The sequence below is a fragment of the Desulfomonile tiedjei genome (assembly GCA_016212925.1).
GTDB lineage: Bacteria > Desulfobacterota > Desulfomonilia > Desulfomonilales > Desulfomonilaceae > JACRDF01.
Genome location: JACRDF010000040.1, coordinates 67395 through 80069, shown reverse-complemented (window position 1 = coordinate 80069; position 12675 = coordinate 67395). Strand labels below are relative to the sequence as shown.

10 protein-coding genes are annotated in these 12675 nt (G+C 54.6%); 4 read left to right on the top strand and 6 right to left on the bottom strand.

The annotated features are described in order from the left end of the window. Positions 1-28 precede the first annotated feature (28 nt). From HY913_16450 to argB, 4 genes are all read right to left on the bottom strand, one after another. Positions 29-1243: an argininosuccinate synthase gene (locus tag HY913_16450; GenBank protein MBI4964867.1), complete on the bottom strand. Its 1215-nt coding sequence runs from the start codon at positions 1241-1243 to the stop codon at positions 29-31. Between the two features lie 303 nt (positions 1244-1546). Continuing rightward, positions 1547-2443: an ornithine carbamoyltransferase gene (gene argF, locus HY913_16445; GenBank protein ID MBI4964866.1), complete on the bottom strand. Its 897-nt coding sequence runs from the start codon at positions 2441-2443 to the stop codon at positions 1547-1549. A 2-nt stretch (positions 2444-2445) separates the two neighbouring features. Continuing rightward, positions 2446-3645 carry an acetylornithine transaminase gene (locus HY913_16440; protein MBI4964865.1) on the bottom strand — a complete coding sequence of 400 codons (1200 nt, stop codon included), beginning with the start codon at positions 3643-3645 and terminating at the stop codon, positions 2446-2448. A 98-nt stretch (positions 3646-3743) separates the two neighbouring features. Then, positions 3744-4652: an acetylglutamate kinase gene (gene argB, locus HY913_16435; GenBank protein MBI4964864.1), complete on the bottom strand. Its 909-nt coding sequence runs from the start codon at positions 4650-4652 to the stop codon at positions 3744-3746. Positions 4653-5198: 546 nt separating this feature from the next. Here argB and HY913_16430 point away from each other — a divergent pair. After that, positions 5199-6137 (top strand): PilZ domain-containing protein, encoded by a 939-nt coding sequence (locus HY913_16430; protein ID MBI4964863.1) that lies wholly within the window; start codon positions 5199-5201, stop codon positions 6135-6137. A gap of 95 nt (positions 6138-6232) precedes the next feature. Here HY913_16430 and HY913_16425 read toward each other — a convergent pair whose 3' ends face one another. Then, a complete protein-coding gene (locus HY913_16425; protein MBI4964862.1) occupies positions 6233-6904 on the bottom strand; it encodes a class I SAM-dependent methyltransferase in 672 nt (223 codons plus the stop codon). 767 nt (positions 6905-7671) lie between these two features. Here HY913_16425 and HY913_16420 point away from each other — a divergent pair. Both HY913_16420 and HY913_16415 read left to right on the top strand, forming a co-directional pair. After that, positions 7672-8229 carry an HD domain-containing protein gene (locus tag HY913_16420; GenBank protein MBI4964861.1) on the top strand — a complete coding sequence of 186 codons (558 nt, stop codon included), beginning with the start codon at positions 7672-7674 and terminating at the stop codon, positions 8227-8229. A gap of 223 nt (positions 8230-8452) precedes the next feature. Then, positions 8453-10444, top strand: a complete 1992-nt coding sequence (locus tag HY913_16415; GenBank protein ID MBI4964860.1) for a CHAT domain-containing protein — start codon at positions 8453-8455, stop codon at positions 10442-10444. Between the two features lie 102 nt (positions 10445-10546). Here the strand turns inward: HY913_16415 and rpsT are convergent, their stop codons facing one another. Next, complete coding sequence (gene rpsT / locus HY913_16410) at positions 10547-10804, bottom strand: 30S ribosomal protein S20 (GenBank protein ID MBI4964859.1); 258 nt, start codon at positions 10802-10804, stop codon at positions 10547-10549. A 126-nt stretch (positions 10805-10930) separates the two neighbouring features. Here rpsT and murJ point away from each other — a divergent pair, with 126 nt between their 5' ends. Next, on the top strand, positions 10931-12544 hold the full coding sequence (gene murJ, locus HY913_16405) for a murein biosynthesis integral membrane protein MurJ (protein ID MBI4964858.1): 1614 nt from the start codon (positions 10931-10933) through the stop codon (positions 12542-12544). The last annotated feature ends 131 nt before the right edge of the window (positions 12545-12675 follow it).

The following is a 12675-nucleotide window of genomic DNA, read 5'->3' as shown; positions in this document are numbered from 1 at the left end:
CCGATGTGACCGGTAACGGCCAACGACTCTACTTGCTCCGTGCCTCTATCATGGAACGGATCCGTAGGCGAAGAGCATTCAATCTGATAAAACCTTCCGCGTCCGCTTGGGAGTAGACCTCGTCCGCTTCGAAAGTAGCGAACCTCGGATCGTACAGGGAATTATCAGAGCGCCTTCCTGTCACAGTGACGTTCCCTTTGTAAAGCTTCAGCCTCACATCTCCTGAAACCACTTTCGCGGCCTCGTCGATCGCTGCTTGCAGCATCTTTCGTTCCGGAGAAAACCAGTACCCGTTGTAGACGAGCGAGGCGTACCGGGCAATCCATTCATCCTTCAAGTGCGTGACTTCACGGTCCAAGGTTATGGATTCCAAAGCCCTCCTCGCCTTATGAAGAACTGTGCCGCCAGGGGTTTCATATACACCACGGCTCTTCATTCCCACGTACCGATTCTCAACCATATCAACCCGCCCCACGCCGTTGAGACCTGCGACGGAGTTCAATGCCGCCAGCAAGTTGGCCGGGGACAGTCGCTTGCCGTCTATGGCCACGGGATCGCCGGCTTCGAAGGCAATGACTATTTCCTCGGGCTTGTCCGGCGCATCCTCCGGATCTACGGTGAGCAGGAACATGTCTTTCGGAGGCTCCGCCCACGGGTCCTCCAGAATCCCGCCTTCAAAGCTCAAGTGAAGCATGTTCCTGTCCATGCTGTACGGCTTTTCAACCGTAGATGTAATCGGTATGCCTTTCCTTTTCGCGTATTCGACCAGGTCCGACCTGGATCGCATGTCCCAAATTCTCCACGGCGCGATGACCACAATGCTCGGATCGAATGATAAATAGGCCAGTTCGAACCTCACCTGGTCGTTGCCCTTTCCGGTAGCGCCGTGGCTGACCGCGTCGGCGTTTTCCTTCTTGGCTACTTCCATCTGGCCCTTCGCGATGCACGGCCGGGCTATAGATGTCCCCAACAGGTAGGAGCCCTCGTAAACCGCATTGGCGCGAAGCATGGGGAACACGTAGTCACGAACGAATTCCTCTTTGAGATCGAAAATCTGAACAGAAGTCGCGCCGGTGGCCTTGGCTTTCTCTTCCAGGGGAGCGAGTTCTTCCCCCTGACCAAGGTCCGCGGCAAACGCCACCACCGGACAGTCGTACGTATCCACGAGCCATCTGAGTATCACCGAGGTGTCTAGTCCCCCGGAATAAGCCAAAACGATTTTGCGAACCTGTTTCTTGTTCACGAATCCTCCACTTTGTGACCCGCAAGGACCACCAAACCTGAAGTCGGACTGCCTAAGAATATAACCACAGCCAGTGGCAACAAGCCTATATTACATGACTTCCTCGAAACGGGTGCCATACATGATGGCCGACGAATCTGCAGACAAGCCCCTCAGCAGCGAGGCCATGCGGTGGGACAGGCGTCTCGCCTGTCGACTGGGTGATCCAAATCTCAAAATCACGACAGGCAAGATGCCTGTCCCACCTATTTCTGTGTCTCCCGTGGCCAAGCCGTCATGGCACCGCTGTTCTGCAACGGAGTACTAGGCCACCAGCATTTCCAATATCGCCTTCTGCACGTGAAGCCTGTTCTCGGCCTGTTCCCAAACGAGCGAGCGATCTGATTCCATGACCTCGTCTGTGATTTCTTCCCCTCGATGCGCAGGCAGGCAGTGCAGCACATATGCGCCCTCAGACGCGTTTTTGAGCAACTCCCGGTTGACCTGAAACCCCGCGAACACCTCTCGCCTCACACCGACCTCGTCCTCCTGGCCCATGGATGCCCACACGTCAGTCGAAACCACGTCCGCACCTTCGGCCGCCTCCAGCGGGTCACGGGTGAGAAACACATTTGGAATAGCGTAATTCACGCCAGGCTCGTACCCGTCCGGACAGGCCAAAATGAGCTGAAAACCAATCTTCTCGGCAGCGGTGATCCAGGAATTGGCCATGTTGTTGCCGTCTCCGATCCAAGCGGCCTTCATTGACGTGATATCGAGCCCCGCTTCCTGAAGCGTAAACAGGTCCCCGAGGACTTGGCAGGGATGCAGGAGGTCCGACAGAGCGTTGATCACCGGCACGGACGCCCATTTCGCGAACTTTTCGAGCACATCATGGCCGAAAGTTCGAATCACTATAGCATCCAGGTACCGGGAAAGGACTCTGGCGGTATCGCGTATCGGTTCCCCTCGCCCGATCTGAATGTCCCTCGGATTCATGAAGACCGAATGGCCGCCCAATTGATGCACGCCCACATCAAAGGATACTCTCGTCCGCGTGGAAGGCTTTTCAAAGATCATCCCTATAGTACGGCCTCGAAGCGGCATAGCAGGACCCGGCCCGGGTGTCCCGCATTTCATCTCTTGAGACCGAGTGATCAAGGAAAAGATCTCTTCCCGAGAGTAATCCTCAAGGCTCAGGAAGTGACGAACCCCTTTCACGCTCAGTTACCCCCTTCCATGCTCAATACCGAATCCAAGACCTCGACCATTTCATCTATCTCCGCTTCGGTGACGATTAGCGGCGGCAAGAATCTCAGAACCGTCTCAGACGTGCAATTCACCAGGATGCCGGCCTCACGCATCTTAACAGAGAGATCCGCTCCCGGCACTTTCAGGTCAATGGCTTGCATCAGCCCTACCCCGCGGACCTCGGCAATGATGTCGCGTCGCAACGCCAACTGTTCAAGCCTGGACCGCAGATAATCACCTCTCCGCTGCACTTTGGCCAGGAACCCCTCCGAGAGGATTTCTCGCACAACAGCCAGGGCCGCAGCACATGCCAGGGGATTACCTCCAAACGTGGACGCGTGGGTGCCCGGCACAAAAGCTTGGGCAACCTCATCCGTTGCCAGGAGCGCACCCATGGGAACTCCCCCCGCTATTCCTTTGGCAAGGGTCATGACATCAGGCTCTACGCCGAAGTGCTCGTACGCAAAGAGCTTTCCGGTACGACCCATACCGGTCTGGACTTCATCAAACATTAGCAGACACCCTAACCGGTTGCACAGGTCCCTCACCTCCGCGAGGTAGCCTTCAGGGGGCATTCGCACTCCGCCTTCGCCCTGAATGGGCTCGATCAACACTGCTGCCGTGCTGTCCGAAACGGCATCCTGGAGCGCCCTAATGTCACCGAAGGGCACGTGGGAAAATCCGGGCATGTGTGGCTCGAACCCGTTGCGGTATTTGGTCTGGCCGGTGGCGGCCAAAGTGGCCAGGGTTCGGCCGTGGAACGAGTTCTCCATGGTCACGATGTGGTATCGCTCGTGGTGGCCTCGGTCGTGAAAGTACTTTCTGGCCAGCTTGATAGCTCCCTCATTAGCCTCTGCACCCGAATTGCAGAAAAACGCCTTGCCCGCGAACGAGTTCTCGGTCAGTAGCTTGGCCAGCAGAATCTGTGGCTCTATGTGAAACAAATTGGATACGTGAATGAGCTTGGCAGCTTGTTCGGCTATTGCAGCCGCGAGCCCCGGATGTCCATGCCCCAGCGGACAAGCTGCCAGGCCGGCTACGAAATCCAGATATTCCCTGCCAAGACTGTCACGCACCCTGCATCCGGTCCCTTGGACCAGCATGATGGGCGCTCGTCCGTAAGTATTGAAAACGTATTCCTTGTTCATATCCATGAAATCGTCCGATTCCATAACAACTCCCTGGGGGTCCTTGTCAGTTATGTGAAGTCCCAAACCTTCCAACAGAAATAACGAGATTTTCCCAAAATCACGCAGGTTTTGAAATCATTTTATAGCCCTGGAGCAAGGTCGCGCACGATTTCGGTCCCGATTCCTTCATCCGTCAACATCTCCAGCAGCAGAGCGTGGGGCACTCTTCCGTCAATGACGTGTGCCTTTGGGACTCCACCCCTGAGAGCGCTAAGACAGCACTTGATCTTCGGTATCATCCCTCCGGACGCGACGCCGGTCCGCATCAGATCCTCAGCCTTTTCTTCAGAAAGACTGGAGATCAATCTCCCGTTTTCGTCCAAGACACCGGGAACATCCGTCAGCAAGAGGAACTTCTCCGCTCGCAGCGCGGCTGACAGAGCGCCTGCCGCGGTGTCGGCGTTGATGTTGAAAGGCTTCTCATCAGGTCCCGCTCCCACGGGAGCTATCACCGGGATAAACCCGCTCTCTTCGAGACACGCGATCAACTCGGGATTGATTTTTTCCACCTCTCCCACAAGTCCGAGGTCTTCGTCTATTCCGGCCAATCTTGCGGGTTTGGCTTTCTTGGCTCTGATCAGCCCGCCATCGCGGCCGGAGATGCCGACAGCCTTCCCGCCATAAGAATTTATCAGAGAAACCACATCCTTGTTCACTTTAGCCACCAGCACCATCTCCACAACATCCATAGTTTCGGGGTCTGTGACTCGCAGGCCTTTCACGAAACGGCTCTCTTTTCCGATCTTTTTCAGAAGCTCGCCGATTTGAGGCCCGCCGCCATGAACTATGATCGGTTTCATGCCGATGAAACTGATAAGGGCTATATCTTCCGCAAAATCCCGCTTCAAGCGCCTGTCGGTCATGGCGCTGCCGCCGTATTTGATCACGATGCGCTTTCCCCGGAACGCCCTTATGTATGGGAGGGCCTCAACGAGCATTCTGGCTCGCTGAGCGGGGGGGATGTGGAGAGCTTCGATTTGTTCCGTCATGTGATAACTCGCTTCAAGTTATCTAAACAACATATTGATTAAATATGACAAACATCCCATCAAGTCAAGCTTATTAGCCGGATGACTTCATTTCGGGAAAAACTTCATAATAACACGGAATAGGATGTCCACTCCACAGAAGAAAAAACACCCGTGTAACCATTCGGTCTTGCGGAAGAGACGACTTGCGCGAAACATGTCATTGCGACCCCGCTGAAAAGCGGGGGAAGCAATCTCCATTGATGGGACAGGCGTCTCGCCTGCAAATTTGAATGACCGGCAGGATGCCGGTCCTACCGAAGCTGAGATTGCTTTCCCGCGAACCGCGGCACTTCACTCCTCGCAATGACAGGAAACCGACAATTCCCCCGCGTAAGTGAAGGTTTGCCCACCCGTGCTCTCGCGCTGGTAACTGATGGTTGCACTATAACACCTTTTTTTGTTGATCTGCCTGAAACAGCACATATAATCCTTCCGAGAAGTAGCTCGGTTCTTTACCGCATCCGCGACTGAAGCAGAGCCTTAAATGAGCTTGGGGGGAACGTGATGTCCGGACGGGAAATACGGGTAAAGGAAGTCCTTGCAGATATCAAGGAAGGTGTCGATGATTCGACGCTGATGGAGAAGTACAAGCTCTCGCCCAAAGGACTGGAGGACCTCTTCAGACAGCTGGCAAGTGCCAACCTCCTGGACCGAGTTCGTCAACAATCCTCCAAACAATCCGAGGGCCAACGCCGATCTTCCAGGCACACGGTGGACTTTGTCTTGCCTGTCTACTCGGAAGATGAATCGCAGGTCGTGGGTACGGTTCTGGACCTCACGGAAAACGGTATAGGAACTCGTGGCATTAGGGCACGAGTTAATGACTTGAAAACCCTAGTCATTCCGGCTGACGAGTATTTCGATGTCGGTCGTTTGAGAGTTCTTGCGTACTGCCGGTGGGCGGCCAGAGATCCTTCCGATGGCGAACACCTTGCCGGTTTCGAAATAGGAGAACTTTCCTCCAACGATTCACTGGAATTGAAAAAATTGATCGATTTGTCTGACTCTTTCTATTGCCAGGAAGTCGATGAAGCGGAGGAATTCGATGAAGCTGTGGAAGCCGATGGATTTGAGGAAGTGGATGTATCTGAAGAGTCTGCCACCGGCGCGGAACACCGCAGCTTAGTAAGACACGCCGTCCCCTTTCAAATCCCAATTCATGACGCTATCCGCCGCGAGAACAGAGGCAAGCTCGTCGATATTACTGAGGAAGGCTTCGCGGTCGATGGAATGACTTGCGAGAAAGGCGTGGAAATTACACTCGTGATCCCCGCATACCATTACGGTCGCCAACGCTTTGACTCAATGGTTCTCATCGCGAAATGTCGCTGGGTGAAGCGAAAAGAGTCGGGTGGCTACCTCTGCGGTTTTCAGATTACCGATCGAACGACCAAGAATTACAAGGAACTCCAAAGATTGGTTCGAGCCTGCGCCGAAGGCTAGCCCGGACGAAGAGTGTTTCCACTTGATTCCCAATTTTCCGGCCACCATATGTGGCTCTTGGCCAAGACGTTACATTGTTTTTCCGTCGAAACTAGTCACCGCTCCGGCTTTGTGGCGGTGACGATCATTTGGTGTCCGTACTTGGTGAAGCGTACGGTTTCGTCGATCAGCTTCCTGAAGGGAACCAAGGGAGGAATGGTGGTGGGTAGTTCTCTTTCGGGATGGTAGAGTTTTCTCCTCATGTTGAAGGATCTTGTTCTGATGCGAACGTCCGAAAAACCTGTTTTCTCCAAAAGATGAGTTATGGTGGCGGGTTCAAAAAGAAAAATGTGGTCCGCGCCGTTAAGGTAAACCCATTCGGGGCCATTGACCCAGCGGGACAAAGAAGCGAAGTTCGTTGTGGACAGGCGCAAAAGTCCGCTCGGCCTCAATACGCTGTAAATCCTGGTCATGGCCTTTTTTGGGGACGGAAGGTGCTCGATAACGTCCCAGATTCTTACAGCATCCACGGATTCGGGCTCGGCATGAAACTCTTCAGCAGGTTCAACTAATATTTGTGCGATGCCTTTGGCCCGGAGATGCTCTACGGCTTCATTGTTTATTTCGACGGCCCAGGTTTCCCATCCTGCCTTGCTCGCTTCCGATAGAAACCAACCCCTTCCCGCTCCGATTTCCAAAATGCGGTTTAGCCGTCTGAAAGGCTCTACAGAAGCCAGTTCCTTCTGCAACCTCCTGATCTGAGCCGGGGTCAACTGGTCTTCGCCCATAGTTCCTGTTCCGGAGTGCCTCTGAGATTCCAAATGTCCAGCCAGCCTTGGATTAACAAAGACAAGCCCGCACCCGCGGCATCTCACGTGACGAAAGCCTTCCTTCACGAAAAGGAGAACGTGGTCCTCGCTTCCGCAAAGATCACACGATGTTATCAACTCAGCTGCCGGCTCCAAAGGTCACCCATATACACGGAATTCGCACTAGTTCGAGATTATAGAGCAAAAGCTTTCGGAAAGCGAATTGGGGGAATGGCCTGGCATCAACAGCCATCACGCCGGGTGGCCCGGAGGTGTGGTGGGACGGGCTTCCAGCCTGTCTATTGGGATGACCGGCAAGATGCCGGTCCCACCAGCGGGTCGCGCAGCGACAGGAGGTGATTTGCAGCCTGCAAATAGTCCTCCGAGGCCATCGGATAGGTGAGTGACTTCGAGCAGTCCCTCTTGTTCCTTCGGAACCCGGACGCAGTGGCGTCCGGGCCAGCCCGACTGGCACGATTCCCCGCACCCGATGAATTCTGAGACAGTTTCATTTTTCCCGTCTTTCCAGTAGACAGGCGGGACGCCTGTCCCACCACTGGAGATTGCTTCGACCTTGCCGCCTCTCAATGAGATTCCTTTGCCATCCGCGAATTAGTGGCGGCCGGTACGAGGGCATGACCCTTGATAGCGAAGCGGAATCGTGATAGTGAAGCCAGGATCGTGAATATTGAGAGAGGCAAAAAGTGGACTTAAAAGCCATAGCGAATTTCCTGTTCGAGGTTGGCATGCTGAAGCACACACCTCGATCGGGATTTCAGTTCCTGGGATCAGGCAGCGAAACCGTTGCCGAACATAGCTTTCGAAGTGCGGTGATCGGGTACGTTTTAGGTCGCGTTTCCGGCGACCTGGCGACAGAACGCGTGGTTCTGATGTGTCTCTTCCATGATCTGGTCGAGGCGCGAACCGGGGATTTGAATTACGTTAACAAGAAGTACGTGAAGGCCGACGAGGATGCCGCTGCACGGGACATGACGGCAGATCTGTTTTTCGGTGAAGAAATACGCAATTTGGCAGATGAATTCAACAATCGGAAAACCCCCGAATCAGAGGCTGCTCACGACGCGGACCAGCTGGAAATGATCCTTCAACTAAAGGAGCTTGCGGATCTCGGGAACAGGTATTCGCCGGAATGGATTTCCGCTGCCATTAAACGGCTTCGGACCGATAACGGCAAGCGCCTGGCCAGGAGCATTCTGAACACCGATTTCTCCGCATGGTGGTTCAAAGAGAAGGAAGACGAGTGGTGGGTCAACGCGGATCGCACCGAAGAGAGCGAGAAGTAGATGCGAGCGACGATCTCTTCGGATACGCATCGGAATTGCGCGGAATTGACATGCACATGCCGCGAATCTAAGCCGGTAGGGGCACGGCGTGCCGTGCCCTTACACCGGCGCAAGCCCTTCCGAGAAGTGCCGTTTTCGATGCCCATCACCATAGGACGATAGCAAGGACCCATTGCCGCCTCCGAACAGCCGACAGGCTCAGTGCTTGGAGATGACCGATCCAATGAAGGTTAAGAGCTCAATCACGGACCTCGAACCCCCAACAAATCAGGAAGGCAAAACGAATCCATTTTGTCGCTGCATGTTCTGCCGACTTCCACTGATGATCGCAATGGTGGCAGTTTCCTGGCTTTATACCTGCGTGACCTTGGCACAGCCTGTTGAGCAGGAATCCGTCGGTGGATCGGATCGGACGGCAACAAAACGTCTCGCGGCTGGCGAGGCTGACAAAGCAAAGAAGTACCACTGGCTTTTCAGGGAACCGAGCCCCGACAAGTCCACCCAAGAACCGGAGAGTGCGTCGATCCTGCAAAAACTGGACAGGGAGGTCAAGGAAGCCCGTCGTCTTTATCTTGCCGGAGAGACCGACAACGCCACCATAAAATACCGCAGCGCTATCGACTACTTAGAGTCTCTGGTGGATGACGCTCCGCCCGGACACGCGCTGCTGAAGGAACTGGAACAGCGGTTGTCTTTGTACGACGAACTCGCCACAAAGATCCTCGGTCCCATGCACCTGGAACCGGCCGAAGATCAATCGGCAAGGATCTTCCATTTGATGGAAAAAAGGCGCATCTGTCGGAGGAACCTCGCCTTAAAAAAAGCCGTTGTCCTGAATTTCTTCGATGTTCCCGCCACCTTGTTGAAAGAGGAAGCGATTCTTCTGAAAAAGCTCGCTGAACTACGAGAAGACCCTCTGAGCGCGGCCAATCGGAATGCGGAAGAAGCGCTCAAGACAAAGCTTGGAGAAGTCCGGAAGTCCCTGCACAAAAGTTCCCCTCGGTATGCCATGTTTCGCAAAGGAGTCCCCATGCCCCTGGGTGACCTCCGCCGGGACCTTCTTGGCAAGGACGAAATGATACTCGACTTCAACATGTTCTCGGACCGTACAGTGGTCGGGATCATCACCAACGAGAAGGCCATTTACCATCAGGTCCCTGCCAATCGACCGGAAATCGACCGGACGGTGTTTAATCTTCAGGACAAGCTTCGTGAATTCACTTCCGGCGCTCAATCGACTTTTATGGGACATGCCTGGAAAGAACCGTGCAGACGCATATACAGGGCTTTGCTTGGGAAGTTGCCCCCGCTGCCGACCGACAAACCTACCGTGTTCGTGATCCCGGACAGGTCCCTTTGGTACCTACCGTTCTCGGTCATGCTTGACTCGGAGGACAGGCCTTTCGGCCGCGACAGGCTGGTCTCAACGATACCGTCGGCTGATATGCTGCAATTTGTGAGGTCTTGGAACTCCGAGCAAGGAAAGCCCAATAGTCCAGGCACGTTACTCGTATATGAATCCATCCCTTGGATCCCGGAAGAAGAGATGCGAGAAACGGCTTCACCTCAAGCGCCGTCAAAAAAGAAGCGTGAAAAGCTCTCGGAGAGCGAGCGAATTGAGCGGCTCATTCTGACCAATCCCGTGTACCCGAAGCCGTCGGAAATTGTGGTCCGCATACAGAAGATGTTTAAGAAATTCGATGTGCAGGCTGCACAGGCCGCGACTGCGGACCGCCTTATGGAGAACAGGGACGCGCGAGAGGATGTGGCTCTACTGGCTGTCCCGCTGGCAATGACCGACTCTGTGGAAGCCGATCGGCAGCCTTGTTTCTTCTTTTCGCCGGACAAACAGGGACGGCGCACCCTGTGCGCAAACGCTTTGTTCTCAACGCCTATCCGATCCAAGTTGCTGATAATGCCTGTATCGTGGTTCGACGTGCAGGACAAAGACACCCCCGTGGGCGAGGGTCCGCTCTTGCTCGGTACTGCCATGATCTACGCAGGTGTCCGAGCGGGCATGGTGAACTATTCCGACGCGAACTGGGGATCTGAAGAGCCTTTCTTGCTCGCCGTGATGAAGAAGCTGTCGGAGCAAGTTCCTGTGGATAAGGCCCTGGCTGAATACGCCAAAGATATGCCGGCAGGCCTGGATTCTTCCTTCAGCGGAAGGCCGCCGGCTTGGGCAGGGTGGATACTGACGGGTGATCCGCGATAGTGGCCATCAATAAAGAAAGGAAGCTCACGGAAGCCGGAGACATTAGGGGCCGACCCTGTGAGGTAGACCCTTTCGTCGTCATATGGGAAGCCGGGCCCCCGTTCAAGCCGCGGTGAGCTTCTTGGCCAGCCGAGAAATCGCACGGGAAGCGGTATTCCTGTGAAAAATACCTTTGGACACTCCCTTATGAAGCAGAGATTCGGCTCGAACAAGGAGAGCTTGGGCGTCGGCTGCATTCTCCTCCTTTGCCAGGAGGAACCTTTTCACTGCGGTCTTCACCTTGGATTTGTAGGACATGTTTCGGATGCGTTTCTTTTCGTTTTGCTGCATCCTCTTGAGTGCCGAGGGGTGGTTGGCCATTAATAGCTCCTTAAGCGATAGGTCTAGTTATAATTACTTTTTTCAAGCGGTTGTTCATGTCAACTTCGAGGATCGCGGTCGGGGCCCCATGACCCTGTGACGCGTCCCAGATGGAAACTCTATTATATGGCAGAAGAACGGATAGAAAGTCAATCTCTTTCATCGACGACCGACCACCAACCGGTCTCCGAGCATAAGGCCATCACGCAGGCCGCAGGGGTAGTCGGCTTCTGGACTACCCTGAGCAGAGTGCTCGGCTTTGTGCGGGACATGGTGATCGCTCTGTTCCTCGGCGCAGGTCTGGGAGCGGACGCGTTTTTTGTAGCCTTCCGTATCCCGAACCTGTTGCGGCGGCTTTTCGCTGAAGGGGCTTTGTCCGCGGCCTTCATCCCGACCTTTGTTGACACCCTCCAAAGAAAGGGTATTACCGAGGCTGCACGCCTGGCCAGAATCACCATTAGCTTCGCTGCGATCGTCCTGGCCATTGTTACGGTGATCTGCATCATCTTCAGCCCGTGGCTTGTCAGGGTCACGGCTCCGGGGTTCTTCGAGAATCCTGTCAAGTTCAACCTGACGGTTGACCTGACCAGGATAATGTTTCCCTACATTTTCCTTATTTCTCTTGTGGCTTTGGCCTCGGGGGTACTGAATTCCCTTCGCCACTTTGCCGCACCGGCTGCGGCTCCGGTTGTATTGAACATCTCAATGATTTTCAGTGTAGCCTTCTTCTGCAGGTTTTTCAATGTCGAGCCCTATATGGCCCTGGCTTGGGGGGTGATTGCAGGGGGGATACTTCAACTTTTGCTCCAGGTCCCCTTCATGAATGCGACTGGGGTCCGGATTCGCCCTGATTTCCATTTCAAGGACCCTACGCTCAAAAGGATCGGCCGCTTATTCGTGCCGGCAGCTTTTAGTGGAGGGGTTTCTCAGATAAACGTCCTTGTGGGTACCGTGCTGGCTTCCTTGTTGGCCCAGGGAAGTGTCTCATGGTTGTGGTACGCGGATAGAATCGTGGAGCTTCCGCTGGGTGTTTTCGCCATTGCGCTGGGGACCGCTGTGTTGCCTTCGATGAGCCGGCAAGCGAGCAACGGCGATCTTCCGGCTCTCAGGCATTCTGTTACCTTTTCTCTCAGACTGATAGGGTTCTTTATTATTCCTGCATCAATCGGTTTGATTCTGCTTCGGGAACCGATCGTCGCGGTGCTTTTCCAGAGGGGGTTGTTTACGGTCGTTGACACGCGGGAAACGGCCTATGCCCTGTTGTGGTACACAGTCGGTTTGTGGGCATTTTCCGGATTAAGGGTCGTTACGCAGGCCTTTTTCTCACTGAAGGACACCAGGACACCTCTGTGGGTGTCGATTGGCGCAGTGATAGTTAATGTGGTCGCGGGAGTGCTCCTCATGGGACCGATGGCGCAGGGCGGGTTGGCCCTTGCAACGTCGCTCGCAGCGGCCTTCAACCTCTTGTTACTGTTCGCTATTCTGGCAAAACGCCTCGGCGGTTTTCCCTCAGCCGACCTTTTGGATTCCCTGGCACGAACTTCGGTGGCATCACTCTTGATGGGCGGGTTCCTGTTCTACTCCAGGAGCTTCGGAACATGGGAGCAAGGCCTCAACTTCGTAAACGGTCCCGTACTCGCAGGCTGCATCATTGGCGGGCTGGTCATTTACGGGGCCGCTTCGTACTTGCTCGGAGGGAGGGAACTGAAGGCTATGTTCTCACTTCTGAAAGGCAAGTAATTGCTTTACATGCTCCCCTGGTGGGACAGGCGTCTCGCCTGTCTGTTGAATGACGGGCAAGATGCCCGTCCCACCGAAAATGAGATTGCTTCGTCGTTGCACTCCTCGCAATGACAATACTGGGCCGCCCT